Source organism: Brevibacterium sp. FAM 27836, assembly GCF_051351055.1.
Lineage (GTDB): Bacteria > Actinomycetota > Actinomycetes > Actinomycetales > Brevibacteriaceae > Brevibacterium.
Genome location: NZ_CP195711.1, coordinates 3056705 through 3083369 on the forward strand (window position 1 = coordinate 3056705; position 26665 = coordinate 3083369).

Annotated in this window: 22 protein-coding genes and 1 pseudogene; 13 read left to right on the forward strand and 10 right to left on the reverse strand. The window is 65.1% G+C overall.

Going from position 1 to position 26665, the window contains the following annotated elements; all coding sequences use genetic code 11:
• Positions 1–119 precede the first annotated feature (119 nt).
• Positions 120–1004, forward strand: a complete 885-nt coding sequence (locus tag ACSE4D_RS13675) for a HamA C-terminal domain-containing protein (protein WP_135541526.1) — start codon at positions 120–122, stop codon at positions 1002–1004.
• On the forward strand, positions 980–3121 hold the full coding sequence (locus ACSE4D_RS13680; protein ID WP_135541524.1) for a DEAD/DEAH box helicase: 2142 nt from the start codon (positions 980–982) through the stop codon (positions 3119–3121). The genes ACSE4D_RS13675 and ACSE4D_RS13680 overlap by 25 nt, the downstream gene beginning before the upstream one ends.
• 12 nt (positions 3122–3133) lie before the next feature.
• Here the strand turns inward: ACSE4D_RS13680 and ACSE4D_RS13685 are convergent, their stop codons facing one another.
• Positions 3134–4048, reverse strand: a complete 915-nt coding sequence (locus tag ACSE4D_RS13685) for a DNA-processing protein DprA (RefSeq protein ID WP_240689996.1) — start codon at positions 4046–4048, stop codon at positions 3134–3136.
• Positions 4049–4258: 210 nt separating this feature from the next.
• On the opposite strand from ACSE4D_RS13685, the gene ACSE4D_RS13690 reads away from it, so the two are divergent.
• Both ACSE4D_RS13690 and ACSE4D_RS13695 read left to right on the forward strand, forming a co-directional pair.
• Positions 4259–4624 carry a sulfate permease gene (locus ACSE4D_RS13690; RefSeq protein ID WP_135541521.1) on the forward strand — a complete coding sequence of 122 codons (366 nt, stop codon included), beginning with the start codon at positions 4259–4261 and terminating at the stop codon, positions 4622–4624.
• A 9-nt stretch (positions 4625–4633) separates the two neighbouring features.
• Positions 4634–4870 (forward strand): hypothetical protein, encoded by a 237-nt coding sequence (locus ACSE4D_RS13695; RefSeq protein WP_135541519.1) that lies wholly within the window; start codon positions 4634–4636, stop codon positions 4868–4870.
• Positions 4871–4960: 90 nt separating this feature from the next.
• On the opposite strand, the gene ACSE4D_RS13700 is transcribed toward ACSE4D_RS13695, so the two are convergent.
• Together ACSE4D_RS13700 and ACSE4D_RS13705 are read right to left on the reverse strand one after the other, a co-directional pair.
• A complete protein-coding gene (locus tag ACSE4D_RS13700; protein ID WP_135541517.1) occupies positions 4961–6772 on the reverse strand; it encodes an ABC-F family ATP-binding cassette domain-containing protein in 1812 nt (603 codons plus the stop codon).
• 134 nt (positions 6773–6906) lie between these two features.
• Positions 6907–7365 (reverse strand): annotated as a pseudogene (locus ACSE4D_RS13705) (ATP-binding cassette domain-containing protein); the annotation flags it as partial.
• A 326-nt stretch (positions 7366–7691) separates the two neighbouring features.
• Here ACSE4D_RS13705 and ACSE4D_RS13710 point away from each other — a divergent pair.
• From ACSE4D_RS13710 to deoC, 7 genes are all read left to right on the forward strand, one after another.
• Complete coding sequence (locus ACSE4D_RS13710) at positions 7692–8759, forward strand: BMP family lipoprotein (protein ID WP_436326102.1); 1068 nt, start codon at positions 7692–7694, stop codon at positions 8757–8759.
• A 74-nt stretch (positions 8760–8833) separates the two neighbouring features.
• Positions 8834–10474 (forward strand): ABC transporter ATP-binding protein, encoded by a 1641-nt coding sequence (locus ACSE4D_RS13715; RefSeq protein WP_436326103.1) that lies wholly within the window; start codon positions 8834–8836, stop codon positions 10472–10474.
• Positions 10471–11703, forward strand: a complete 1233-nt coding sequence (locus ACSE4D_RS13720) for an ABC transporter permease (RefSeq protein ID WP_436326104.1) — start codon at positions 10471–10473, stop codon at positions 11701–11703. The genes ACSE4D_RS13715 and ACSE4D_RS13720 overlap by 4 nt, the downstream gene beginning before the upstream one ends.
• A 1-nt stretch (position 11704) precedes the next feature.
• Positions 11705–12988, forward strand: a complete 1284-nt coding sequence (locus ACSE4D_RS13725) for an ABC transporter permease (RefSeq protein ID WP_436326105.1) — start codon at positions 11705–11707, stop codon at positions 12986–12988.
• 152 nt (positions 12989–13140) lie between these two features.
• Positions 13141–13599, forward strand: coding sequence for a cytidine deaminase (locus ACSE4D_RS13730; RefSeq protein WP_276606438.1), 459 nt, complete (start codon positions 13141–13143; stop codon positions 13597–13599).
• 70 nt (positions 13600–13669) lie between these two features.
• Positions 13670–14959 (forward strand): thymidine phosphorylase, encoded by a 1290-nt coding sequence (locus ACSE4D_RS13735; protein WP_436326106.1) that lies wholly within the window; start codon positions 13670–13672, stop codon positions 14957–14959.
• A 98-nt stretch (positions 14960–15057) separates the two neighbouring features.
• The gene (deoC, locus tag ACSE4D_RS13740; protein ID WP_436326107.1) at positions 15058–15705 is read left to right on the forward strand and encodes a deoxyribose-phosphate aldolase; all 648 of its coding nucleotides are present in this window, start codon (positions 15058–15060) and stop codon (positions 15703–15705) included.
• Between the two features lie 67 nt (positions 15706–15772).
• Here deoC and ACSE4D_RS13745 read toward each other — a convergent pair whose 3' ends face one another.
• Positions 15773–17608 carry a phospho-sugar mutase gene (locus ACSE4D_RS13745; protein ID WP_436326108.1) on the reverse strand — a complete coding sequence of 612 codons (1836 nt, stop codon included), beginning with the start codon at positions 17606–17608 and terminating at the stop codon, positions 15773–15775.
• Positions 17609–17671: 63 nt separating this feature from the next.
• The gene (locus tag ACSE4D_RS13750) at positions 17672–18481 is read right to left on the reverse strand and encodes a purine-nucleoside phosphorylase (RefSeq protein WP_425119735.1); all 810 of its coding nucleotides are present in this window, start codon (positions 18479–18481) and stop codon (positions 17672–17674) included.
• Positions 18482–18525: 44 nt separating this feature from the next.
• Here ACSE4D_RS13750 and ACSE4D_RS13755 point away from each other — a divergent pair, with 44 nt between their 5' ends.
• Positions 18526–19572, forward strand: a complete 1047-nt coding sequence (locus tag ACSE4D_RS13755; RefSeq protein ID WP_425119734.1) for a GNAT family N-acetyltransferase — start codon at positions 18526–18528, stop codon at positions 19570–19572.
• On the opposite strand, the gene ACSE4D_RS13760 is transcribed toward ACSE4D_RS13755, so the two are convergent.
• The 5 genes from ACSE4D_RS13760 to ACSE4D_RS13780 all read right to left on the reverse strand — a co-directional run bounded on the left by ACSE4D_RS13760 (position 19533) and on the right by ACSE4D_RS13780 (position 25104).
• Complete coding sequence (locus ACSE4D_RS13760) at positions 19533–23360, reverse strand: FtsK/SpoIIIE domain-containing protein (protein ID WP_425119733.1); 3828 nt, start codon at positions 23358–23360, stop codon at positions 19533–19535. The two genes, ACSE4D_RS13755 and ACSE4D_RS13760, sit on opposite strands and share 40 nt — an antisense overlap.
• 223 nt (positions 23361–23583) lie before the next feature.
• Complete coding sequence (locus ACSE4D_RS13765) at positions 23584–24021, reverse strand: pilus assembly protein TadG-related protein (protein ID WP_167854465.1); 438 nt, start codon at positions 24019–24021, stop codon at positions 23584–23586.
• A 1-nt stretch (position 24022) separates the two neighbouring features.
• Positions 24023–24499: a hypothetical protein gene (locus tag ACSE4D_RS13770; protein ID WP_425119732.1), complete on the reverse strand. Its 477-nt coding sequence runs from the start codon at positions 24497–24499 to the stop codon at positions 24023–24025.
• Positions 24492–24899, reverse strand: coding sequence for a TadE/TadG family type IV pilus assembly protein (locus ACSE4D_RS13775; protein WP_135541495.1), 408 nt, complete (start codon positions 24897–24899; stop codon positions 24492–24494). Before ACSE4D_RS13775 ends, ACSE4D_RS13770 begins: the two co-directional genes overlap by 8 nt.
• A 7-nt stretch (positions 24900–24906) precedes the next feature.
• A complete protein-coding gene (locus ACSE4D_RS13780; protein ID WP_425119782.1) occupies positions 24907–25104 on the reverse strand; it encodes a hypothetical protein in 198 nt (65 codons plus the stop codon).
• 328 nt (positions 25105–25432) lie between these two features.
• On the opposite strand from ACSE4D_RS13780, the gene ACSE4D_RS13785 reads away from it, so the two are divergent.
• Positions 25433–26623, forward strand: a complete 1191-nt coding sequence (locus tag ACSE4D_RS13785) for an IS110 family transposase (protein ID WP_436327139.1) — start codon at positions 25433–25435, stop codon at positions 26621–26623.
• Positions 26624–26665: the final 42 nt, after the last annotated feature.

Below are 26665 nucleotides of genomic sequence, written 5' to 3' on the forward strand. Positions count from 1 at the left end.
AAGAGGATAGGATGTGACTCAACCGCATGGCTGCGGCACGCGTAGCTATGACAGCAACTTCGACCTCATGGGCACCTCCGTTGAGCGTCTTCAGCTATCCACGGAGGTAACTGTCGGCAATGGCTACGAAGCTCCCAGTTCCTGAGACGATCCTTGAACTCGTCGTAGATCACACCGACAGTCTCTTACCATCTGCAACGTTTTGCGCCGGTTTCGAAGATGGAACATGGCGCTCCGATGACCTCAGCGTCGACCTGATCAATTGGGCAGCCGATTGGATTCTTCCTACGCAAGAACTGGAAGGGTACAACCACGCTACTGGCACAGCACTGCTCGGGAAGGCTCTCAGTCGTGTTTACGCCACCATCGACTTTGAGAGAAGAGGAGAAATTGGTGAACTCCTCCTTCACATGATTCTGCGCAAGTTCTATGGAAGTTCGCGACTTATATCCCGGATCTACTTCAAAGACGCTGCCAACGACACTGTCAAAGGTTTCGACTGTGCCCACATTGTCGATACAGGAGCCTCCGGGGAACTAGAACTCTGGCTTGGCGAATCGAAGCTCTATAAGGACAGCTACGGTGCAGCCAGCGCAATATATGATGAGCTGAAGCTACATCTCAGTCGCGACTACCTGCGGTACGAATTTGCCGCCATAACCGACAAGATTCCTGACGACTATCCTCACCGGGACATGATCACCGCGCTGTTGTCTCGAAAGACCTCGTTGGACAGAACATTCAAGAGTGTCGTAGTTCCTATCTTCATTTCCTATGACAGCGAAGCTGCGGGCAGGCACAAGGAGAGCACTGAGGAGTACCTCGCTGATCTACGAACCGAGGTCATGAACAACTGGAAGAGTCTGCGAGACAGGTACGAGAACTGGACACTTCCTCGTCAGATCAGGGCACACGTGTTTTTCTTCCCAATGGACACCAAGGCCGAACTCACGTCCGCTTTCGATGGGAGGTTGAAAGCATGGCAGGCTCTCACGCAGAACTGACATCTCTGCTACGCGGTGAGGTTGACGACGAGTTTGAGATCCTATCCGATATTGCTGCTTTCACTTCAATTAATGGCATCGGATCTGAAAGCACGGATCTTGTAATTCGAGCGCTTGAGAAAATCAGTAGGACGGGACCCGAGGGCGAAATCCTTCGAAGTCTAGCAATGATGCACGGACTGTACCCCTATGCCGTTCAAGGTGCAGACCATGACTCTCTTCGGGATGCGGTCATCATGGAAATGAACCGACCCAACCCAGCCTCTGAGACCGTCTTCCACCGCATTCAGTCTCAAGTATTTCACCGCCTGGTTGAAGGAGAGAATGTAATTCTCTCGGCGCCAACCAGCTTTGGAAAGAGCGTGGTTATAGATGCACTAGTTCAAACTGGCAGGTACAAGAACCTGGTACTCGTGGTTCCTACCATCGCACTTCTGGATGAGACCCGCCGACGCCTCTCCCAATTTCGTGAGTACAAGATTGTCACCCACCCGAACCAGGAGTTGAGTGAACGCAACATCCTGGTCATGACACAGGAGCGGTTGCTCGCGGTTCCTCAACTCCCTGCGGTTGATTTGTTCTTCATTGACGAGTTCTACAAGCTCGCGGAGGAGAGCGAAGGCACTCTAGAACAACGCGCATCAATGTTGAATCAGGCATTCTTGCGACTCGCTAAGACTGGCGCCCAGTTTTACTTTGCGGGTCCAGTCGTGGATGGCCTCGCATCAGTCCTCCCTTCTAACCTTCGTGCTTCTTTCATCAGAACTGATTTCTCCACCGTTGCTGCTGACACCAGAAAAATCAAGGCTTCAAACGACGAAGAACGCCTCGCGATAGTAGCCGAATTGATTGGTTCGTCCTGTGACCCCACGTTGGTATATTGCCAAAGCCCAGCAAAGACGCGAAAGGCTTTGGAAGCGCTGATCGAACAGCGGTCAAGTGGCGCGACCGTTAGTCGGGGCTTACCGGAAGTAGCCGAGTGGATCGAAGAGAACTACCATCCGGATTGGATTGTCTCAAGAGCGCTGCGACGTGGTGTGGGTGTGCATCATGGACGCCTTCCTCGTTGGCGCGCACAAAAGATGGTACAGGGATTCGAAGACGGTGATCTTGACACGCTTGTCTGCACGAACTCTCTGATCGAAGGAGTCAATACCCGAGCAAAACGCATCATAATTCTTGATCGCAAAGTTGCTAATAGGGCATACAACTACTTCACATTCGCTAACATACGTGGCCGTGTTGGCAGAATGTTTAAGCATTTCGTGGGTGAGATCGTACTCTTTCATGATGCCCCGACGAGAGAGTTTCCCGAAATTGACATTCCTGGTGTCAGCCAAAGCGATATTGCCCCGAGTTCACTACTCGTGCAGATCGACGAAGGAGATTGGAGCGACGAGACCAGGGAGCGGGTGTCACCTGTATTAGAAGAGTCGGGCCTTAGCCTGAAGGTTCTGCGCTCGATAAAGGGGGTAGAACCGGAAGCTGCAACCGAGCTTGCGAAGCATATTCGCACGCTGCCCACGTCACGGCTTCAGCCGCTGCAGTGGTCTACTTCCTACCCAAAATGGGCGGAGCTTCGGGCAGTCTGCGAACTGATGTGGAACTACATTCCTCCTTCGTATCATCGTGGGCACGGCGCATACAGCGCGCAGCAAGTCGCTTATCAAGTCAATCAAGCATCTCTCGTTGAAGGCCGAATGAAGGACATTATCGCGGGGTTTGTTGAGAACGAGCATGACCAATCTCCCAGCGTTGACGAGAAGATTGAGGCGGCGTTCGATTTCGTGCGGTACTGGCTAGACCACAATTTTCCCACTGCGTTGAGGGCGCTCGATGTAGTCGTGAGCGAGATTCTTGAGGAGCGCGGATTGGAATCTGGGTCATTCGACGGTTTCTCGGCCCGAGTTGAGAGCATGTTCTCCGCTCCGCATCTCACTACGTTGGAAGAGTACGGCCTGCCTCTTGAGATATCGCGACAGTTGGTACGCGGACTTGGGAACTCCCGAAGTCTCGATGAGATGCTTGAAGCAATTCAGGTGTTGCGTGGCACAGAGAGAATACCGCTTACTAGTTTTGAACGTTCGCTTCTCGGAGAAGTAGTGGCAACGATCTAGTTTCCGCTGCACTCAACCCATCAACCGAGTAAAGGGCACCTCGGTATCGGTGATGATCTCACCGCGTCCGCGCTTGATGAGCTCATGCGGCCCCACACTCGCCGCCGACGTGACCGGGCCGGGGACCGCTCCGACGGCGCGGCTATGCCGGTGGGCTTCTGTTGCCACCAGCAGCGATCCCGACCGGAAGCCTGCCTCTGGGATCACCGTCGCGCCCGAGAGCGCACCCAGCAGACGGGCGCGGGCCATGAACCGCCACCGGGTCGGCGTCGCCCCCGGAGGAGCCTCGCTGGCCAGCATCCCCAGATCGCCGATCCGGGCCAGCAGGTCCGAGTTCCCGCGCGGGTAGGGACGGTCAATGCCGCCGGCCAGTACCGCGATCGTGCCTCCACCGCCGGCGAGTGCCGACCGGTGTGCTGCGGCGTCTCTGCCGTAGCCGCCGCCGGCGACGATGGTGCGCTCCTGTTGGGCCAGGTCTCCGGCGAGATGCCCGGCGACCTGGACGCCGTACTCGCTGGCCGCCCGGGAGCCGGTCATCGTGACCCGATCCGTGAGAGCGCCTGCGAGGAAGGAGGTCGCCCCGCGTGTCCACAGCAGGTACGGGGCGCGGGAGCCGAGGTCGTTGAGCGCGTGCGGCCAGTCCGTATCGGTCGGGATGAGCGTGGACATACCGGCTCGTTCCGCCTCCGCAACTCGTGCGGGGATGTCGCCCTCAATGCGCGGGGCGACGCGGTTGCGCCAGGCGATCGCATCGGCGCGGTTCATCTCCGGCACCGCGGCCTGGTCGTCTTCGAGCAGCTGGAGCGTCTCGACCCCGCCGAGTCGGTGCAGGATGCGGCCGGTGGCCGCGTCGTCAGGCTCGGCGATCATCGACAGCATCATCCGTGCCTGCCGCTCACCCTTCGCCTGCTCTGCCAGCTTCGCCATGATCTGTGTCCCTTCCCAGACGGTCACCGGCAAGGTGCACCGCCAGCGACCGAGCACGGCCCGCGGGGGCTACCGCGCGTCGTACGCGCGGCGTAGAGTGAGAAGCACAGAGGCAGATTCGCCCCTCACCATGTAGGCCCCCTTTTTGGGGCCGTCCTTCGGGACACTCCACACGTACTGCCTCACCACAGTTACGTGCTTGGAGGCATCATGTTCCGACTCATCTGGTTCGCCAGCATCCATATCCGCGTCTTCATGCGCCGCCGGATGCCGACCAACATCGTGCTCGACAAGGTCCGCACCCGTCGCGGCCTCAAGTGGGGCATCCCGGCGATGCTGCTCGCGATCCCCTACCTCTACACCGCGAGCCTACTGACCGTCATCATCCGTGACGGCGAGCCGGGCTGGCTCAACCTCATCGTGCTGGTCGCGATCTGGTCGGCGCTCAAGTTGCTCTGGATCGGCCCCGTCAGCCTGGTTCTGCTCGCCCGCGTGCGCATCCACGAGCACACCGAGCGGCGCACGGAGCGTAACTCTCGGGAGCACGTTATCGCCGAACCGACGGTCTCGGCGTAGGAGTGCACGATGGGCAAGTACGTGAAGAAGACCTCGCAGCGTCGGTACGACGAACGACATTTCTCTATCAGGGCGGTGCATCGCGAACCACCCGATCTGCACAAGCTGTCGGAGATGCTGATCCGTCTCACGTTGCAGGAGATCGGAGAATCACGAGCCAGTCGTCGCGCCGAAGAGGTTCCCGAGACCTACCGAGAACCCACCCCCGCCGAAACAGGAAACGAGCACAGACCGCCGCAGGCCTGATCACCCCGGTCATCGGGATCAGCATTCGCGCCTGTCGCTCACGAAGCGGCAGGCGCGAACCTCTGTCTGCGGGGCGGGAGCCCTGGCCCGTCAGCTGATCGATTCGGACAGCTCCAGCCACCGCTCTTCGAGCTCGGCGACCTCGCCCTCCGCCTCGCGCAGCTCATCGGTATGGCCTTGCAAGCCCTCGTAGTCGCTTTGATCGTGGTCGGCGAGACGCTGGTGGATACGGTCGATGCTTCCCGACAGCTTCTCCAGCCGGCGCTCGATCGCACCGATCTCCTTCTGCACCGCCCGGCGCTCCGCACCCGACAACTCCGAAGACGAAGACGACGACGCCGTCTTCTCCTCGCTGCTCTGAGCGCTCATCGGCGACGGTGTCACGGCCTGCTGCTCCTGTGCGGCTCGCAGCCGCAGATACTCGTCCACCCCGCCGGGCACATGCCGCAGCCCGCCATCGAGGATCGCGTACTGCTGGTCGGTGACCCGCTCCAGCAGGTAGCGGTCGTGGGAGACCACGATCAGCGTGCCCGGCCAGGAGTCCAGCAGGTCCTCCAGCGCGGCGAGCATATCCGCGTCAACATCGTTCGTCGGCTCATCGAGGAGCAGCAGATTCGGCTCGCTGAGCAGCAGCATCAGCAGCTGCAGTCGCCGCTTCTGCCCACCGGAGAGGTCATCGACCCGCGCCGACAGATGCTCGCGGGCGAACCCCAGGCGTTCCAGCAGCTGCGCCGGGGTGAGGTCCTTGCCGTCGATCTGGAACGTCGTCTTGGTGCGGGCCAGCACCTCGCGCACCCGGTCCCCGCCGATGTCGGCGAGCTGGGAGAACTGCTGATCGAGGATGCCGACCTGCACCGTCTTACCCCGCTTGACCCGACCCTCGGTCGGCTCCAGAGTGCCGCAGATCAGCCCGAGCAGCGTGGACTTGCCCGCACCGTTCGCGCCCAGGATGCCGGTGCGCTCACCCGGAGCGATACGCCAGGTCACCTCATCGAGAACCGTCCGACCCCCGAAACTCACGCTCACGTCCTCCAGGTCCACCACCTGCTTGCCCAGCCGAGCGACCGCGACCCGCTGCAGCTCGATGGGATTGCGCACCGGCGGCACGTCAGCGATCAGCTCGTTGGCCGCGTCGATCCGGAACTTCGGCTTCGACGTCCGCGCTGGAGCACCACGGCGCAGCCAGGCCAACTCCTTGCGCATCAGGTTCTGCCGCTTGCTCTCGGCCGCAGCCGCCATTCGATCCCGCTCCACCCGCTGGAGCACGTACGCCGCGTAGCCGCCCTCGAACGGCTCGACCATGCCGTCGTGCACCTCCCAGGTCTCGGTGCAGACCTCATCGAGGAACCAGCGATCGTGCGTAATGACCAGCAGCCCACCGGAGTTCTTGGGCCAGCGCCGCTTCATGTGCTCGGCCAGCCAGGCGATGCCCTCCACATCAAGATGGTTCGTAGGCTCGTCGAGAGCGATGAGCTCATAGTCACCCACCAGCAGGGCCGCGAGAGCCACGCGTCGTCGCTGCCCGCCGCTGAGCCGGCCGATCACAGCATCCCAGGAGATGTCCGCCACGAGCCCGCCGATCACATCGCGGATGCGCGCATCGCTGGCCCACTCATGCTCCGGCGCGTCACCAACGATCGAGTACCCGACTGTAGCCTCCGGGGCCAGATCATCGCTCTGACCCAGGACCCCGAATCGCACGCCGCCCCGTCGGGTGACCCGACCCGCCTGCGGCTCGATCTGCCCCGAGAGCATCCCCAGCAGACTCGACTTGCCGTCACCATTGCGGCCGACGATCCCGATCCGGTCGCCTTCCTCAATCCCAACAGAGAGCGAGTCGAAGACCACCCGCGTCGGGTACTCCAAATGCAGCCCTTCGGCCCCCAGCAGAGGTGTAGCCATTAGCGACCACCCTTCCCGGCTAGCGCAGTACGACACGGCACGCCAGACCGCCTCCCACAGGCCCGACGACGAGCACTAGGGCGTGACGCCGCCCTGCCGCGACGGTAGAATCGAGGTGTCCGGAACGAACAACCCATCGAATTGTTGGGTTCGTCGAGGATGAGCAGGTCCCAATCGCCGATGAGCAGGGCGGCCAGCGCCACCCGGCGACGCTGCCCGCCGGAGAGGCTGGCGATCGTCGAATTCCAGTCGAGGTCGGAGATGAGGCCCGAGATGATGTCCCGGGCCTTCGGGTCCGCCGCCCATTCGTGGTCAGCGGCGTCGCCGACGACGGAGAAGCCGACGGTCGCCTCATCATCGAGATCGTCGCGTTGCCCGAGCATGCCCAGGCGCAGCCCGCCGCGATAGGTCACCCGCCCGGCATCGGGTTCGATGGTGCCGGCGAGCATGCCGAGCAGGCTCGACTTGCCGTCGCCGTTGCGGCCGACGATGCCGATCATGTCTCCGGACTCGACGCCGAGGGTGACGGAGTCGAAGACGACGCGGGTGGGGTATTCGAGGTGCAGGGCTTCGGCCCCGAGAAGATGTGCCATATCGTCCTCCAGCCTAATTCACCGCGGGCCGCCGACCGCCCCACCATGCGGCCCTCGCTGTTCGGGCCGCTCGCCGTACCCGTCTCAAACACGAGGCCGATCCTGCTCGCATTCCGGACCGGCAGCGGCGTTCCGTGACCGATTATTGCGTTTTCATATCGGTGTCCGTGTTCGACGTGCTAGCAAGCCGTTCGAAACGTCTTCGGTGCATTAGACTGGCCGAAACTCACCAAAATATGACAGATCGTCCAGTGGTTTCACATTTTCGGCAGGGGCAGCCAGGGGCCTCGACCGTGTCCGCTGTCTGTGACTAGAAAAGAGAAAACGTGAAGAAGCTCGCTTCAGCGGTGTCGATGATCGCCGCATCCGCCCTTGTGCTCTCGGCCTGCGGTTCCGGCGGTGGCGGAGATTCCGCCGACGACTACCTCGCCTGCATGGTCTCTGACTCGGGCGGCTGGGACGATCAGTCGTTCAACCAGTCCGGCAAGCAGGGCATGGAGAACGCGGTGAAGAACCTCGGCATCGAGGAGAAGGACGCAGAGTCTCAGGGCGACTCGGACTTCAAGCCGAACGTCGACAACATGGTCCAGGCCGGCTGCAACCTCACCTTCGGCGTCGGATTCCTCCTCGAGGACACGATCCAGGAAGCCGCCGAGGCGAACTCCGACCTCAACTTCGCGCTCATCGACTCCACGTTCTCCGATGCCGACGGCAAGCCCGTGACCATCGACAACGCCAAGCCCGTCGTCTTCAACACCGCCGAGGCCGCGTACCTCGCCGGCTATGTCGCTGCCGCCTCTTCCGAGTCCGGCAAGGTCGGCACCTTCGGCGGCATCCAGATCCCGTCGGTGACGATCTTCATGGACGGCTTCGCCGATGGTGTGAAGAAGTTCAACGAAGACAACAAGAAGGACGTCAAGCTCCTCGGCTGGAACAAGGAGAAGCAGGACGGATCGTTCTCCGGTGACTTCGAGAACCAGGGCCAGGGTCAGGAACTGACGAAGCAGCTCATCTCCCAGGGCGCCGACGTCATCATGCCCGTCGCCGGCCCCGTCGGCCTCGGAGCGGCCGCCGCCGCGAAGGATGCCGGCGACGTCAAGCTCGTGTGGGTCGACTCCGACGGCTACGAGTCGACCGAATACGGCGACATCATCCTCACCTCGGTGGTCAAGGAGATCGCGAATGCGGTCGAGGACACCATCAAGGAAGGCACCGAGGACAAGTTCACCAATGAGCCCTACATCGGCACCCTCGAGAACGAAGGCGTCGGTCTCGCTCCCTTCCACGACTTCGAGGACGAGGTTCCTGAAGATGTGAAGAAGAAGGTCGAAGATCTCAAGAAGCAGATCATCGACGGCTCCCTGACTGTCGAGTCTGAGAGCACGCCGAAGTAAGCTCATCGGTTAAACTGCAGGGCCGGAGATCTTCGGCCCTGCAGTTTTCAAATTTGTGAGGAGAACCGGGAGCAGTGAAACTCGAGCTTCGCGGGATGACCAAGGTGTTCGGATCGTTCGTGGCCAATGACCACATCGACCTCACCATCGAGCCGGGCGAGATCCACGCCCTGCTGGGTGAGAACGGCGCCGGCAAATCCACCATGATGAACGTCCTCTACGGACTCTACGACGCCGATGGGGGAGACATCCTCATCGACGACGAACCGGTGAAGTTCTCCGGTCCCGGCGACGCCGTGGCCGCCGGCATCGGCATGGTCCACCAGCACTTCATGCTCGTGCCGGTCTTCACGGTCGCCGAATCCGTGGCGCTGGGCTACGAGCCGACGAAGAGTCTGGGACTCCTCGACATCGCCGAGGCGAGGAAGAAGGTCACCGAGATCTCCTCCCGCTTCAATTTCAACATCGACCCCGATGCGCTCATCGAGGATCTGCCCGTCGGCGCCCAGCAGCGGGTCGAGATCATCAAGGCCCTGTCCCGCGACGCGGAGATCCTCATCCTCGACGAGCCCACAGCCGTGCTCACTCCTCAGGAGACCGATGAGCTCATCTCGATCATGCGCCAGCTCAAGGAGCAGGGCACCTCGATCGTGTTCATCACCCACAAGCTGCGCGAAGTCCGTGCGATCGCGGACTCGATCACGGTCATCCGTCGCGGCAAGATCGTCGGCGAGGCCTCCCCGGACTCGACCGAGACCGAGCTTGCCAGCCAGATGGTCGGCCGTGCCGTCTCCCTGACGACCGAGAAGGACGATGCCGACCCGGGCGATGCGACATTCCGGGTCAGGAACCTGACCGTCGTCGACAAGGCCGAGAACGTCGTCGTCGACGATGTGTCATTCGACGTCCGCCGCGGCGAGATCCTCGCCGTCGCCGGCGTGCAGGGCAACGGCCAGACGGAACTGGCTGAGACGATCATCGGTCTGACCGAACCGCGCCTGGGCACGATCACCCTCGACGGGAAGAGCCTCGGCGGAGCATCCGTCAAGGACCGCCTCGGCGCCGGCATCGGTTTCGTGCCCGAGGATCGGTCGACCGACGGCATCATCGCGGAATTCGCGATCCGCGACAACATGATCCTCGACGTCTACGACCGTGAACCCTATGCGAAGGGGCTCAACCTCAGATCGAAGACCATCACCGCGGAGGCGAAGAAGAAGGTCGAGGAATTCGACATCCGCCTCGGCAGCGTCGTCGACCCGATCTCGACCCTCTCGGGAGGCAACCAGCAGAAGGTCGTGCTCTCCCGTGAGCTCGGCCGCGAACTGCGGCTCTTCATCGCCAGCCAACCCACCCGCGGCCTCGATGTCGGTTCGATCGAGTTCGTGCACAAGCGCGTCATCGCCGAACGCGACTCCGGCACCCCCTGCATCATCGTCTCGACCGAGCTCGACGAGGTCTACGGGCTGGCCGACCGCATCGCCGTGATGTACTCCGGGCGCATTGTCGGCGTCGTCGGCGCAGACACCTCCCGCGAGGCCCTGGGCCTGATGATGGCCGGTGTTCCTGCCGACGAAGCGCTGGCCGCGACCACCGGGACGAGCGATGGCTCTGACCATGCGCAGGCCGCCACCGATGAGGCGGGGACCGCTGCCACCGCAGCGGGAACCGCGGACGACGACTCAGCCACCACCTCGGCGGAGGAGACCAAATGACGACTGATATCTCACCGGCGGCCCCCTCTGCGGCACCGCCGCCGGAGAGCGAGGCCGAGGACGGCCAGCAGCAGACTCTCCTCCAGGAGATCCTGTCGGGGTCCTGGCTGGTCTCGCTGCTGGCGATCGTGCTCGCCCTCCTGCTCGGCGGTGTCCTCATCGCCGTGTCCAATGCGGAGGTCGTCGCGGCGGCCGAGAACTTCTTCGCCGCCCCCGGCGAGTTCTTCTCCACTCTCTTCTCGACCATCGGCAACGCGTATTCGGCCCTGTTCCGCGGCGCGGTCTTCGACTGGGACGCCCGCACTACCGAACGGGCTATCCGTCCACTGACCGAGTCGATGGTCTCGGGCACCCCGCTCATCCTCACCGGTCTCGGCATCGCTCTGGCCTTCCGCTGCGGTCTGTTCAACATCGGCGGCCAGGGCCAGGTCATCCTCGGCGCGACCATCGCCGGGTTCCTCGGCTACGCGCTTCCGCTGCCTCCGGTCGTGCACATGCTCGTCGCCGTCCTCGGCGGTATCATCGGCGGCGCGATCTGGGCCGGCATCGCCGGTGTGCTCAAGGCACGGACCGGAGCCAACGAAGTGATCGTGACGATCATGCTCAACTCGATCGCCGGTTATGCGCTGGGCTACCTGCTCAAGCAGAACTGGTTCACGCACACGACATCGGCGAACCCGCAGTCACGCGTCATCGACGACTCCTCGCAGATGTTCCTGCTCCTGCCGGCACCGTTCCGCCTCCACTTCGGCTTCATCATCGCGATCCTCGCCACGATCTTCGTGTGGTGGCTGCTCGACCGGTCGACCATCGGTTTCGAATTCAAAGCCGTCGGTGCGAACCCGCATGCGGCCCGCACCGCCGGCATCTCCGTGTCGAAGGTGACGATCATCGTCATGATCGTCGCCGGTGCACTGGCCGGACTCGGCGGCGCGGCACAGGTGCTCGGCACCGAATACAAACTCACCGGCGGCATCAGCGGTTCGATCGGCTTCGACGCGATCACCGTGGCTCTGCTGGGACGCTCGAAGCCCTTGGGCACGTTCCTCGCCGGTCTGCTCTTCGGTGCGTTCAAGGCCGGCGGTTACCTCATGCAGTCGCAGACGGGAACGCCGATCGACATCGTCCTCGTCGTCCAGTCCGTCATCGTGCTGCTCATCGCGGCCCCGCCCCTGGTGAGGTCGATCTTCCGGCTGCCCACACCGGTGCTTAAGCGGAAGGAGGACTGAGATGACTGCTCAGACCGTGGAAACCACACCTTCATCCCAGGTCAAGGCGCTCGCGCCGATCGCCTGGAAGTTCCCGATCGTCTACTCGATCCTGGCTCTGGTCTCGTTCGTCTTCTTCGGCCTCATCGGCCGTGACGGGGAGACGACCTTCCGCTTCGCCAGCGGCGGAGACTTCTTCGCGATCCCTGACTTCGTCGTGTCCTCGACCGTGGCGGGACTGGCACTGGGCATCCTGCTCGTCATCATGGCCGCCGTGTCGATCTACTTGAGCGTCAAGCGTCTCGACATCGGATCCTGGTTCCCGATGCTCTTCGGCATCCTCTTCGTCGTGTCCTTCCTCGCCTGGGCAGGCGGCGGATCCGGCGGAGTGATCCCGCTGACGACGCTGCTCGCCGGTGCCCTGGCCCTGTCGGTGCCGCTGATCTTCGGCGCCATGTGCGGTCTCGTCGGCGAGCGTTCGGGCATCATCAACATCGCCATCGAAGGACAGCTGCTGGCCGGTGCCTTCCTCGCCGCGGTCGTCGCCTCGGTGGTGAAGAACCCGTACGCGGGTCTGCTCGCGGCCCCGATCGCCGGTGCCCTCGTCGCCGTGATCCTCACTTTCTTCGCGGTGAAGTACTGGGTCAACCAGATCATCATCGGCGTGGTCCTCAACGTGCTCGTCGTCGGTGTCACGAGCTTCCTCTACTCGACCGTCCTCACTCAGGACCCGGAGCTGTGGAACGCCCGCCAGAAGCTGCCGAACCTGCCGATCCCGCTGCTGTCGGACATTCCGGTGCTCGGACGGGTGCTGTTCGATCAGAACATCCTCGTCTACATCATGTACCTCGTCGTCATCGCTCTGCAGATCTTCGTCTTCCGCTCGAAGTGGGGTCTGCGGATGCGGGCCGTCGGCGAGCACCCGAAGGCCGCGGACACCGTGGGCATCAAGGTCAACTTCACCCGCGTGCGCAACACGCTGCTCGCCGGTGCCATCGCCGGACTCGGCGGTGCCTTCTTCACCGTCGGCTCCGGACTGGCCTTCGGCAAAGAGATGTCGGCCGGGCAGGGCTATATCGCTCTGGCGGCGATGATCCTCGGCAAATGGAACCCGAAGGGTGCCCTGTTCGCCGCGCTGCTGTTCGGCTTCTCCAAGAGCCTCGGCAACACGCTGCAGTCGATCGGCACCCCGGTGGCCAACGAACTGCTGCTCATGCTGCCCTACATCGTCACTGTCTTCGCGGTCGCCGGCTTCGTCGGTCGGGTCCGCCCGCCGGCGGCGGAAGGTGTGCCCTACGTGAAGTGAGTCCATCCTCGGCGACGTGATCGCACCACCCCTCGAGAACCCAACAGTCGCACTCTGCAGGAAGAGGTATCCCCATGGCTGTCCCCGACACCCCCGCACCCGAACACGGCGCCTCCGGGCACGACCCATCCGGGCACGACGCCTCCGAACACATCTGGAGCGAGGAACCCACCCCGGTCTGCCCCGATGACCTCAGCGAAGGCACCTGGGAGCTGCTGCGAGCCGAAGCGAAGCGGGCGATGACGAAGGCCTATGTGCCGTACTCGTCCTACCCCGTGGGCGCGGCCGGACTCGTCGACGACGGGCGCATCGTCGGCGGCTGCAATATCGAGAACGCCTCGTTCGGTGTCACATTGTGCGCCGAATGCTCGCTCGTCTCCGACCTGCTCATGTCCGGCGGGGGCCGCCTCGTCGCCTTCGACTGCGTTGACGGAGACGGCAACACCCTCGTCCCCTGCGGGCGCTGCCGGCAGCTGCTGTTCGAACACGGCGGCAATGAACTCATCCTCAATATGCCCAGCGGACGGTCCCCGCTGTCCGTGGTCCTGCCCGAAGCGTTCGGGCCCGACCACCTGAGCGCGGGCCGGACCGACCACAACGCGAAACACTGACACCCTCACCGAGGTGGCCCGCCGATGCGGGAATCACCTGCCGGTGCGCTGACAACGAAGGACTGAGACCGTGACTGTAGAGGCATTCGACACCGTCGACGTCATCGCCGCCAAACGCGATGGCCAGGCTCTGAGCAAGGAGCAGATCGACTGGGTGATCGACGCCTACACCCGCGGCGTCGTCGCCGAGGAGCAGATGGCCGCGCTGGCCATGGCGATCTTCATCAACGACATGGAGCCGGTCGAGATCGCGAACTGGACGCAGGCGATGATCGCCTCCGGTGAGCGGATGGACTTCTCGTCCCTGACGCGGCCCACCTCGGACAAGCATTCGACCGGGGGAGTCGGTGACAAGATCACTCTGCCCCTGGCTCCGCTGGTGGCGGTCTTCGACGTCGCCGTCCCGCAGCTGTCCGGACGCGGACTCGGCCACACCGGTGGGACCTTGGACAAGCTCGAGTCCATTCCGGGCTGGCAGGCGGGGCTGAGCAACGCGGCGATCGTCGACCAGCTCGAGGACATCGGCGCGGTCATCTGCGCCGCCGGCACCGGTCTGGCTCCGGCGGACAAGAAGCTCTACGCCCTGCGCGACACCACCTCGACGGTCGACTGCATCCCGCTCATCGCCTCGTCGATCATGTCGAAGAAGATCGCCGAGGGCACATCCGGCCTCGTCCTCGACGTCAAGGTCGGCTCCGGGGCGTTCATGAAGGATCTGAGGAAGGCTCGGACGCTCGCGCAGACGATGGTCGACCTCGGCCAGGCCGCAGGGGTGAACACCTCGGCGCTGCTGACCGACATGTCGACACCTCTGGGTCTGACCGTCGGCAATGCTCTCGAGGTGCGCGAATCCGTCGAGGTCCTCGCCGGCGGTGGACCGGCCGACGTCGTCGACCTCACCGTCGCACTGGCCGAGGAGATGCTGCGCCTGGCCGACAAGACCGATGTCGACGTGCGCGCCGCGCTGTCTGACGGGCGGGCGATGGACGTCTGGAAGCGGATGATCCGGGCACAGAACGGCGACCCTGAGGCACCGCTGCCGGTCGCCGAGCACACCGAGGTCGTCACCGCGACTGAGTCCGGGGTGCTCACGAAGCTCGACGCACTGTCGGTGGGAGTCGCCTCGTGGAGGCTCGGTGCCGGGCGCGCCCGCAAGGAGGATCCGGTCCAGGACGTCGCCGGCATCGAACTGCACGCCAAACCCGGGGACACGGTCACGGCCGGTCAGCCGCTCATGACACTGCACACGGCGACCCCGGAGCGCTTCGAACGGGCGATCGAAGCGCTGGACTCCGCGGTCGAGATCGGCGGGGACGCCGCCTCGGTGCCGGAGTCGATCGTCTTCGCGACGATCACCTGAGTTCGATCACACACCGGCGGTCCTACTGTGCGGCCGCCGACCTCACTACTCTGGAACCACAGCCCTAGAACCTGGATCACCGAACTTGGAGGAACCCCATGACCAGCCGCACCGATGTCGCAGCCATGATCGACCACACCCTGCTCAAGCCCGAAGCGACCCCCGCCGACGTCGATGCCCTCGTGGCGGAGGCGAAGGAGTTGGGCGTGCTCGCGATCTGCGTGTCGCCGTCGATGCTGCCGGTCACCGATCCGGGTGAGCTCGTCGTGGCTACCGTCGTCGGGTTCCCCTCCGGTCAGGTGAAGCCGGAGATCAAGGCAGCCGAGGCGAAGCAGGCCGTCGCCGACGGTGCCGCCGAGGTCGACATGGTCATCAACATCGGTCAGGCCGTTGCCGGGGACTTCGACGGGCTAGAGGCCGATATCCGCGGTGTCGTCGAGGCCAGCGGGGATGCCGTGGTCAAGGTGATCATCGAATCGGCGGCGCTGACCGATGAGCAGATCGTCGAGGCCTGCCGTCGCTCCGAGGCCGCTGGAGCGGGGTTCGTCAAGACCTCGACCGGTTTCCACCCGGCCGGCGGCGCGAGCGCACACGCCGTGTCGCTCTTGCGCGAGACCGTGGGCGACCGCCTCGGCGTCAAGGCCTCCGGCGGCATCCGCACCGCCGAGGCGGCCGAGGAAATGATCGCCGCCGGCGCATCCCGCCTGGGCCTCTCCGGCAGCGCCAAAATCCTCAACTCCCTCTAATTGCTACCCGACGGCGGCCCAGCAACCTCGCGCGAGGTTGCTGGGCCGCCGTCACGTAGCAATTGGGTCATAGTCCGAAGTAGGTTTTGAGTTCGGTGCTGATCGAGGTGAGACGTTCCCGCAGTGCGGGTTTGAGCGAGGCACTCGCCGAGGTGGCCGGCAGTCGCACTCCCGCGCTGGCGGCCGCACGCGCATCGGCATCGGTGGCTGCCTGGAGTTCGGTGGGCTCGGCCACGACCTCGAGGTAGCACTTGAGCTTCGGTTCCGTGCCGGAGGGGCGGACGATGACCCTGGAACCCGAATCGGAGAGCAGCAGGATCCCGTCGGTCGGGGGCAGTCCCTGGTATCCGGTCGAGAGATCATGGACCTCGGCGACGGGGGAGCCGGCCAGAGTGGTCGGTGGGTTCTCCCGCAGCTTGGCCATGGCCGTGGCGATGAGGGAGACGTCGTCGAGGCGGAAGCTCAGCGGGGCGGTGGCGAAGAAGCCGTCGCGCCCCCGGATCCGATCGAGCTCGGCCTCGATGCTCGACCCGTCCGCCTTGAGGCGCGAAGCCAGGGCCGCGAAGGTCACTGCCGCGGAGATTCCGTCCTTGTCGCGCACCGCCGCCGGGTCGACGCAGTAGCCCAGCGCTTCCTCATAACCGAAGACGAGACCGGCGACGCGAGAGATCCACTTGAAGCCGGTGAGCGTGTTCACCGCCGCGAAACCGTGACCGGCGGCCGCTGCGGCCAGCGCGCGAGAGGACACGATCGAATTCGCGAACACCGGCGCAGCCGAGTCCGCTCCCTGCCCTGCATGGTGCGTCCCGGCTGCCAGTCGGGTGGCGGCATCCTCGCCGAGGAGGAGCCCCACCTCGTCGCCGGACAGCTGCCGGTACCCGGTGGCCGCAGAGGGATCCGGGATCGCCGCGGAGAACCGGTCGGCATCGGGATCGTTGGCGATGACGAGTTCCGCACCGACCTCCCGAGCAAGTTCGTAGGACTCGTCGAGGGCACCGGCCTCTTCGGGGTTCGGGAAGGCCACGGTCGGGAAGTCAGGATCCGGTGCCTGTTGGGAGGCCACCGGATGGAGGTTCGTGAAGCCGGTGCGCATCAGTGCCGCCTCGGCGACGCCGGCTCCGACACCGTGCAGAGAGGTGAGGACGATCGACAAGTCGGACTCCGCCCGCACACCCAAAGCATCGATGCGGCTCAGGTAGGTCTCGACGATCTCCTCGCCGAGGTGTTCCCAGCCGGATTCGGCACGCGGCACCGAGGCGACGGAATCGACCGCCGCGATCTGCTCGGCGATGAGGGCATCGGCCGGACTGACGATCTGTGCTCCGGCTCCTGCCTCGGCCGCAGCCTGATCGGGTTCGATGGCCAGCAGCGGGCGTCTGCCCAGATAGACCTTATAGCCGTTGTCCGCCGGCGGATTGTGACTGGCGGTGACCATGACACCGGCATCGGCGTCGAGGTGGGACAGAGCGAAGGCGAGCAGCGGAGTCGGCAGCTGTTCGGGAAGCTGGATGGCTGTGCCGCCCGCAGCAGTGATGACAGCGGCGGTATCGGCGGCGAAGTCCGCAGACTTGTACCGGGCATCGCAGCCGATGACGACGCGGAAACCCTCCCCGACGGTGTCTGAGAGGAACGAAGCGAGTCCGGCGGCGGCACGGATGACCACCGCCCGATTCATCCGATTCGGTCCCGCGGCGATCTCGCCGCGCAGTCCGGCCGTGCCGAAGGCGAGGGGGCCGGCGAACCGGTCCTCGAGGTCGGCGATCGCGGCGACGTCCCCGGCTTCGGCCTCGGCGAGGATGTGCTCCAACGTCGTGGCTGTCTGCGGATCGGGGTCATCGGCGATCCAGGCGCGGACCACCTCGGCGTCGAATCCATTCGTGAAGCGATCGGCTACGCGGGTCATGTTCGGTCCTTTGCGAGTTCGCGGTGAGGGGGTGGGGAAGGCTGCGTCGTCGAAAGCGCAGGCTCAGAGCTTCGCGACGATGTCGGCAAGCAGCTGCGAGATGCGCGGGGCAGCGGCGACGCCGGCTTCGATGACCTCGGCGTGGGACAGCGGGGTCTCCTGGATGCCCGCGGCGAGGTTCGTCACCAGTGAGATGCCTATGAGTTCGAGACCGGCCTGCCGGGCGGCGATGGCCTCAAGCGTCGTCGACATGCCCACGAGGTCGGCGCCGAGGACCCCGGCCATGCGCACCTCGGCGGGAGTCTCATAGTGAGGTCCGCGGAACTGCGCGTACACGCCCTCATCGAGGGTCGGGTCGATCTCTTTGGCGATGCCGCGCATGCGCGGCGAGTAGAGGTCGGTGAGGTCGACGAAGTTCGCGCCCTCGATGGGGGAGGTGCCGGTGAGGTTGATGTGGTCGGAGATGAGCACCGGGGTGCCGGCGGCCCAATTGCGGTTGAGCCCGCCGCAGCCGTTGGTCAGCACCAGGCTGGAGCAGCCGGCCGCGGCAGCGGTGCGCACACCGTGGGCGACGGCGCGCACACCCTTGCCTTCGTAGTAGTGCGTGCGGGAGCCGAGCACGAGCGCATGCTTGCCGCTGGCTTCGATGCGCACGGTGCGCAGGGTCGCGCCGTGCCCTTCGACTGCAGGAGCGTGGAATCCTGGGACCTCGGCGGCCGAGATCTCGGCGACGGTTTCGCCGAGGAGGTCGGCCGCCCCGCCCCAACCGGAGCCGAGGACGAGCGCGATGTCGTGGGATTCGATGCCCGCGTTCGCGTTGATGGTCGTGGCCGCGGCATGGGCGGCGGCGGTAGGATCGCTTAAGTCAGTCATGACGCCAAGATTATCAAGTTCCCCACCGCCCAAGGAGCGAGCACATGCCGATTCGAGAGCTGAGCGACGGCGACGATCTGCGCCTGAACGAGGTGTTCGCGGATGCGACCACTCCGGCCGGTCATATGGCCCGGTCACTGTTCCGTCCGTCCTCGGATTCTCCGCTGATCCGCTCCGTCATCGCCGAGGTGGTCCCCGACGTCCCCGTCGGTGCCGCCGCGATCGCGGAGTCCCCGCTTCACCCCCACCGCGCGTGGGTGCACGTCGAGGTGGCTGCCGAGGAGCGGGGCCATGGGCAGGGTCGTGAACTCTTCGACGCCGTGTGCGCCGAAACGCGGGGAACCGCGATCGAGGGACTCGACCTGCGAGCTCGTGTGCAGGCCGGCAGCGCGGGGGAGCGTTTCGCTCAGGCACTCGGGTTCACCCCGCTGACGACGACCCGTGTCATCAAGGTTCCCGCCGGTGCTCTGCCGCCGGCCGGGGGCGGGCGTGCCGAGGATCTCGAGATCGTCGCGACCGGTTCGGTGAAGCTGACGAAGGCGTTCCTCGCCTGGTACACCGCGGTCAACCGTGACGATGCCGTCGGTCCGCTGACCATCGGACAGGTCAACAATGCGTTCCTCTCCGAAGCCGCCGGTGCCCACGGTGCGGCCCTGCTGAACGGTGCAGCCGGGACCGCCGAGGCGGACGGGCTCAGCGCCTTCGCCGTGTCCTATGCGCGGGAGGCCGATGAGACCGCCGGAACTCTGCCGGCCGCGGGCGAAACCGGTGCGGGACATTCGGGTGCCGACCGAGCCGAGTCGGCCGTCGTCGACCAGTCCGTGGAGGAGGCTCCGACCGAGCTCATCCTCGGGTCGATGTTCGAAACCCGCGAGGATGCGGCCGACGCAGCCGGTGAGGACTTCGCCGCAGCCGTCGCCGATGCCGAACTGCTGTTGGCCCGACTGTCCGTCGACGCCGATGTCGTCATCGAAGTCACGAGCGGAATGCCCGTGATCTCGGCGCTCGCCGACAGTCTGCTCGCATCGGGTACGGCCACCGAGCTCTACCGTTATGAGACGCTTTCGGGGTCTCCTGCCGACGGGAGCTGATCGGCGCCGACTGTGCACCGGCCCGCCTTGAGCCGAAACATCCTCCGCCCTTCGTCGACAGTGAACAGACGGATGGCACGGGCCTGAACCTCGGTGACGAACCAGCCCGTTCCCGGCAGCCCATCGAGCGGGGCCCGGCGCAGCAGTCCGAGGCCGGTGAGATCCTGTCGCGTATGCACCCCGAGCACGAGCAGAGGTCCGAGATTCTGTGCCTTGGCCAGAGGGGAACCATAGGCGGGAGTGAACCGTGTCGGCACGGTAAGCACATGGAATCGTCCGTCGAGCGGATCCCATTCGACCGGTTCGGACTCCCGGTGGGCATCATCGTGGACGGCCACCGCGGCCAGACGGCTCAAATGGGCCGCGAGCTCGGTCTTGCCGCTCTGCGGTGAGCCGCGAACCGTGAGCACGGACCCGTCTCGCAGCGGGTCCCACGTGACGAGCTCACCGAAGGCATCGACGCCGATGGGAATGCGGTCCGGCCCAGTGAAAGCACCGGTCATCCCTGCGCCGGGACCTGCATCATTCGTCCCCGCACCGACGAGGCCGTGCGGTGTCGGCGCCAGTGCGGTTCCCGCCGGGTCTGCCAGACCTCGCCAACGCGGTGCGAAACCGCCGCTGTCGGTCGGTTCGCCGAGTGCAGGGGACCGATGGCTCCTCGCTATGTCAGCGGGAACGAGCTGCACATCGGCTCCCTCCCCTCCGCAAGCCTGCACCCGGGGTCCTCGGATGACGGCTCGGAAACCCGGCCAGGTGCCTGCGAACCGCTGCCGGCTGAGGCCGAAGTTCGTCCCGTCCTGACCGGCCTCCGGCGGGAAGATGATCTGAGTGGCGAACCGTGAGTTCCTGCCCGTCATAGTCCGGCAGCCGGCAAGCAGAAGATCAAGACCGAAAGCGGCGCCGTGACCGACCAATCGTTCGATGCGCTCGGCCCAATAGTGGTCGAGCGAGTCGACGAGTTCGGCCCAGTTGCCGCAGACCAGCAGACTCGGAGGTTGTCGGCCGACTCGCGCGTGCGGACCAGTTCGTGCATCCGAGTCCGGTGGTGTCTCTGCCCCCGTGGCGAGATGGTCGAGCACCGCCTGGATTCTCCACCCTGCGTTCATTCCGCAGGTGATCTCGGCCCCTTCGAGTGCACCGGCGATCCGGCCCAAAGCGATGATGCGCCGTTTCGGTCCGGCAGCCCGGGCCATCGACATGAGCACAGAATCCACGACCGCAGGGTCTCCTCCGGTGAGGATCGTCGACCCGTCCACATCCGGGTCGAAGGTCCACAGCTGCTGGCGCTGCTCGGCCGGAATATCGATGATCCCCGTGGCAGCAGCCGCGCCCTGCACACCGGACGAGGCGACCCCGAGCTCCGTCCCGCCGGCCATCTCTTCCGGATCGGGCAGCGGTGGGACCACCACCTGGCGCATCTCCGCACGAAACCTGCTGTCACCGGCCGCGGCGATGATGTCCGCGACACTGACGCCTCGAACCCCACCGGCTGCGGACGGCATCGGTCCCCGCACCCAGGGCCTGACCCGGGGACGGAGAGCCGCCTCGGTGCGGGAATCGGTTCCGAAGGGAACGGCAACGCGGAACGAAGAGACGCTCATCCCATCGTCGATGCAGGCGGCACCGGGCTTGTCCGCGGGCAGCAGGGCGGCGGCCTCGGTGCCGATGACGTCGAAGGAATCGGTCTCATCGCGGACCCGCAGGCACACACGGATGTTGATGTTCGCCTTCATCTGCCCGGTCACGACGCCCAAGGGCCGCTGGGTGGCGAGGATGAGATGGACGCCGAGGGATCGTCCGAGCGCGGTGAGGTGTTCGAGCAGGTCAGCGGCGCGCGGGTGCGTGGCCATCAGCGCGTGGAACTCATCGATGACGACGACGAGGCGCGGCGGCGGGTCGGTGAGCTCCTCGATATCGGCGCATCCGTGATCGGCCAGCATTCGTTCCCTGCGGGTGATCTCGGCACGGATCGACACGAGCGCGCGGAAGGCGAGGCCCGAATCGAAATCGTCGAGCACGCTGTCGGTGTGCGGCAGATCCTGCAGCGGGGCGAAGGTGGCACCGCCTTTGAAATCGACGAGCACGAAACGCAATCGCCGAGGCGGCAGCGCCAAAGCCATCGACAGCAGCCAGGTCTGGAGGAGCAGCGACTTTCCGCTGCCCGTGGTGCCCGCGACAAGGGCGTGGGGGCCGTCGGCGAACAGGTCGATGCCGACCTCCCCGTCGGCACCGCGGCCGATGATGACCGGTCCCGGCCGGCCGGCTCGCCACCGCGCGGTGATGGCCTCCGGTGCGTCGTCGCACAGTTCGCCGAGACCGTGGCTGGGCCAGGGCTGACAGCCCTGGCCCGTATCGCGGCGGCGGTCCAGGGTGACGAACCGGGCAGCCGGCATGAGCGTGGCGGTCAGCGGCCTGCCGGGAACCGGACCGTGGGGTGCCGTCGAGGAGGTGGTGTGGGCTTGAGCGAGAGTGCCCACCGACAGCGAGATCGCCGAAGCGGGGCGTGGGCCCGACAGCGTCAGGACGCCGCGGCCGGTGCCCTCGTCGAGGCGGACGGTGATGGTGTCGTCGATATCGGGGCCGGCGCGGCCGAGGAGGAGCTTGGATGTCTGTGCGGAGTCGGCGGAGACAGTTGTGCCGGCCAGTTCCGGCAGCTCAGCGAGTTCGGGGCCGGGACGCCAGGCATAGCGGCGATCGGACAGCCAGGCGAACGCCATGGTGCGCATCACGACGGGATCTCCGCTGGCCGTGACGGTCGTGGTCAGTGGATCGATGCGGATCGGCATCGCGTCGAGGACGATGCGTCCGTCGACGTGGTCGATTCCTGCCTGCAGCTGTTCATCGACGGTGAGGCTGCTGAGGATCGGACCGAAACCCAAGCACAGACCCGGTGCGGTGAAAGCACTGCGACGGTGTGCCGCCACGAGTTCATCCAGCCGATTGCGCGCGTCAGCGGTCGCCGCGGCACGGTCCCGGCGGCATTGTCGACAATCGCGGGTGAAACGCTTCTTCTCCACAAGGTAGGCGACGTATCCGGAGATCGGGGCGGAGATGCTGAACAGCAGGAACCACCACATGCCGGTGGCTGCGGCCAGCACCACCCCGATGCCGATCGGGATGAGGAAAGTCCACCACTGCGGGGGTCTGGCTGGGCGCGGATCGTCGACCGTCTTCGGGGCGATGTGGACGTCGTCGGCCAGTGCCTGCGGCGGGGACCGGATCTGCGGAGCATGTGCGGCCGTCGATGACGCGGAAGGGGAGTCGGAATTCGGATCCATTCCGCGGCGTGAGTCCGTCTCCGGACTCGGAGCGAGGACAGTCGCTCCCAGAAGGCTGATTCCCTGACCATCGGCGGCATCGAGCGTCAGCAGCTGCGGCTCGCGCGAAATGCACGGGTCGATGACAGTCAGCGACTGCTCATGCGGCAGCCGGGACAGGCTGAGACGTCTCGGATCGACGGCGAGCGCGTACCCCGAGTCCGGTCCGGCGAGGACCGACACCACGGCCGGCTGCGACCCGGCACGATGATCAACGCTGCGGTCGACCGTGCGCAGGGCATTCGCGCCGATGACGGTGATCGGATTGAGGTTCAGCCACCGCCCCCAACTGATGCGCTCAAGACTCCCACCGGGGCACCGGTTGCCCGTCTCAAGGCCCTCAGGCAGCAGCTCCGGGCCGAAGGTGGAGCGGAAGACCTCGAGAGCCGAACTGTCCGCGTCGGCCTCGACGCTCACGCTTGTGACTGCTCCGTTCGTTTCGATGCGGTGGACGAGGCCCAGGGTTCTCATGGCCACAGCTTGTTCGGGGCGAACGGGTGAGGCAAGAGGTCGAAGAGGACCTGTGCATATGCCCCGGCCGTCCGCAGGCCGGCGGTGTGCCAGTGAGTTCGCCGCCCACAGGAATCGGTGTCGGAGTCGGTCGGGTACTCCGGGTCCGACAGCCCGCTCTCCGACCTGGCAGCCGGCTCCCTGGGCCCACTCGACATCCGTGACGAGGCGTACGGCTGACTCGTCAATCCAGGCGGAGAGCACCCCGCGCGTAGGCCGTGGCATGGAGGTCGATGAGTCCGGGTACGAACGGTGAGAGCAGAGCCGGGGAGTACCGGGCCTCGATCCGGATCCGCACCGAATGCGTCCCATCCGCGTCGGCGCTCAACCGCAGATCGTGCATGTCCTTCGGCGTCGGGGCGGCGCTGAGGTAGCGCCCGGCCGCCCGTTCGGCCGCGCGAGGTGAGAACACGAGCCCGGGCTCGTCGCCGGGAGCGGGTTCGAACGAGTCCGACGCCGCCAATGCCGCAGAATCGGCCAGGCCCTGCAGCTCCCGCCTGGCCATGTGCAGGTCGGTCAGGGCGGCGATGAGGAAAGCGAGCAGCAGCGCGATGACGACGAAGCCGATGGCCAAGGGCGTGATCGACCCGGAATCCGATTCATGGGAGCCGTCCGCAGCCATCTCACTGGTCTCCGACGGCGACGACGTCAGTGTGGTTGGCACGCAGAGTGATGTGTGGGGCATGTGCGGAGCCGAAGAGCAGCGGGAAGCCGGGCAGGATCACCTTCGTCTCCACACGTGCGGTGACGAGAGAACCCGCCTGTCCACAGGGACCGGTGCACGAGTAGGTGATGGAGGTCGGTGCATCGCGCAGCCCGAAGTCCGCGAAGTGCATCTTCGCCACCTCCTGGGCCCGAGCTTCGGACGGGTTCGCGTCGCGGGCGGCGATGCGGGAGGCGGACATCGCCGTCGAGGTGGTCGCATAGCTGGCGGCCTGCAGCTGAGAGAGGGTGAGCATGAGGTAGATGACGGGAATGAGCAGAACGACCGAAGCGAAGATGAACTCGATGACGGCGGTGCCCGTGTCAGCCCCGCCAACAGCCTCAGCTCCACCGACCGCGTCGACCTCCTCGGGTGCCTCCAGCTCGCGCTCAGTCACGGTCGATGTCCTCGACGATGGAGCGTCCACGCAGATCCCAGACTTCGGCCGGTCCCCACAGGCCGAGGACGGGCAGCGGTGTCCGCACCCGGACCTCGACGATCTCGACCGCACCTCGTCGTGAGGTCGAGACGGTGACCTTCTGCGCATAGCGCTCGCCGACGGACACACGGATGAGATCGCTCGTCAGCCGTTTCCCGTCGCGGGGGCTCTGATCGGCCAGGCTCGCCTGCCGGGCCCCGGCGATCGCGGAGTCGATGACCGTGTTGCGGACATGGATGACGAGCCCGATCTGCAGGGCACCGGCAAGAATGAGCGCCAGCAGCGAGGCGACCAGCGCGAACTCGGCGACTGCCGAACCCGAATCGGTGACGTCATCGGTCAGAGCGTCTTCGGCCACCGCGTGGTCACCCGGCCCCGCGGACCTTGTTCATCGCATCCTGGAACATCGAGGTGAACGCCTCACCGGCCAGTGCCCACAGGGCGACCACGAGTCCAGCAGTCATCAAGGTGATGAGCACCCACCCGGGCACATCCCCACGATCGGGCGGGTCGACATCGGCTATGAGGTCGGGGTCGATGTCCCGGTCGGCCGCCTCGGTGATGGTGGGGCCCTCACGGCGAGGAGGTGGGGCAGGGATGAGCGCGAGCATGAGCAGGATGAGTCGGCTGCCGAACTGGCGGAACATGGTGTCCTTACCTTTCTTATATGTGGATTGGGAGCAGTGGTAAGTTTCCGACCACTCCGGGGATGCGGGGCATGGCTGTCATGGTGTTACCCGCTTGATGCATGGTCGAAGGAGATTGGCCACCTCGCATCCCGCAACGGCTCGACCGCTGATTGAGAAACGCGACACGATCGCTGTGTAAGGACACGACGGCGTGGCTGTTGAACACGGGGTGGAACACGTCCACACTTACGAAAGGAACGACCTGTTCGCCGGCATCGACGCCGGCAAGTCCCACCATCACTGCGTCGTCATCGACACCGACGGCAACAGGCTTCTGTCGCAGAAGATCACCAACGACGAAACCGTCATCACGAACCTCATCGACGAGGTCAACACCCTCACCGATCCCTCGGGTTCGGTGACGTGGGCGACTGACCTCAACCGGGGAGGAGCCGCGCTGTTCATCGCGCTCATGGCCTCGCACAGGCAGACGCTGCTCTATATTCCCGGGCGCACCGTCTACAACGCTGCCCGCACCTACCGCGGCGACGGGAAAACCGACGCTAAAGACGCCGGAATCATCGCCGACCAGGCCCGGATGCGCCGCGACTTGCAACCCATCCGACTTGGCGATGACATCGCGACCGAACTGCGACTGCTCACCGCTCACCGTACCGACCTGGCCTGCGACAAAACGCGGGCGATCAACCGGATGCGTGCCAGCCTCGGTGAGTTTTTCCCCGCCCTGGAAGCCGCGTTCGACTACTCGACTTCGAAGGCTGCCCTGCTCCTGCTCACCGGATACCAGACCCCAGCGGCGATCCGCCGCATGGGCGTCAAACGCCTCACCGCGTGGTTGAAGAAGCGTGGAGCCAGGTCGGCTGCCCGAGTCGCTGACATCGCCGTCGAGGTCGCCGATAAGCAGCACACCACGGTGCCTGGCCAGGACGCGGGTGCGATGATCGTGGCTCGTCTCGCTGCTGAGATCCTGCGACTGGCTGATGACATCACCGGTATCGAGAACCGCATCGAGGACCGGTTCCGTGAGCATGCTGATGCCGAGATCCTGCTGTCGATGCCCGGATTCGGACCCCTCCTGGGCGCAGAATTCACCGCCGCGACCGGGGGCGGAATCGACCAGTTCGACAGCGCGAACCGATTGGCCGGAGTCGCGGGCCTGGCGCCAGCGCCCCGGGACTCGGGGCGCATCAGCGGTAACCACCACCGACCGAAACGCTACGACCGCAGACTGCTGCGGGCCTGCTACCTCGCCGCGCAAGTGGCATCGCGATGGTGCCCGGTATCGAAGGCGTTCTACGACCGAAAACGGGCTGAAGGCAAGAACCACAAACAAGCGATCCTCGCCCTGGCACGCCGACGCATCAACGTGCTCTGGGCGATGCTGCGAGACCGCACAATGTTCGGTCAAGGAATCTCCCCGATACCGGGGTGAAGCACTTGACAACTTCATTGAGATTCTCCTTCTTCTGTGCGG

Bases quoted from the DNA above. Each gene is read 5' to 3' on its own strand.
- ACSE4D_RS13675 (WP_135541526.1), top strand. From the start codon at position 120: ATGGCTACGAAGCTCCCAGTTCCTGAGACGATCCTTGAACTCGTCGTA.
- ACSE4D_RS13680 (WP_135541524.1), top strand. From the start codon at position 980: ATGGCAGGCTCTCACGCAGAACTGACATCTCTGCTACGCGGTGAGGTT.
- ACSE4D_RS13685 (WP_240689996.1), bottom strand. From the start codon at position 4,048: ATGGCGAAGCTGGCAGAGCAGGCGAAGGGTGAGCGGCAGGCACGGATG.
- ACSE4D_RS13690 (WP_135541521.1), top strand. From the start codon at position 4,259: ATGTTCCGACTCATCTGGTTCGCCAGCATCCATATCCGCGTCTTCATG.
- ACSE4D_RS13695 (WP_135541519.1), top strand. From the start codon at position 4,634: ATGGGCAAGTACGTGAAGAAGACCTCGCAGCGTCGGTACGACGAACGA.
- ACSE4D_RS13700 (WP_135541517.1), bottom strand. From the start codon at position 6,772: ATGGCTACACCTCTGCTGGGGGCCGAAGGGCTGCATTTGGAGTACCCG.
- ACSE4D_RS13720 (WP_436326104.1), top strand. From the start codon at position 10,471: ATGACGACTGATATCTCACCGGCGGCCCCCTCTGCGGCACCGCCGCCG.
- ACSE4D_RS13725 (WP_436326105.1), top strand. From the start codon at position 11,705: ATGACTGCTCAGACCGTGGAAACCACACCTTCATCCCAGGTCAAGGCG.
- deoC (WP_436326107.1), top strand. From the start codon at position 15,058: ATGACCAGCCGCACCGATGTCGCAGCCATGATCGACCACACCCTGCTC.
- ACSE4D_RS13745 (WP_436326108.1), bottom strand. From the start codon at position 17,608: ATGACCCGCGTAGCCGATCGCTTCACGAATGGATTCGACGCCGAGGTG.
- ACSE4D_RS13750 (WP_425119735.1), bottom strand. From the start codon at position 18,481: ATGACTGACTTAAGCGATCCTACCGCCGCCGCCCATGCCGCGGCCACG.
- ACSE4D_RS13755 (WP_425119734.1), top strand. From the start codon at position 18,526: ATGCCGATTCGAGAGCTGAGCGACGGCGACGATCTGCGCCTGAACGAG.
- ACSE4D_RS13760 (WP_425119733.1), bottom strand. From the start codon at position 23,360: ATGAGAACCCTGGGCCTCGTCCACCGCATCGAAACGAACGGAGCAGTC.
- ACSE4D_RS13765 (WP_167854465.1), bottom strand. From the start codon at position 24,021: ATGGCTGCGGACGGCTCCCATGAATCGGATTCCGGGTCGATCACGCCC.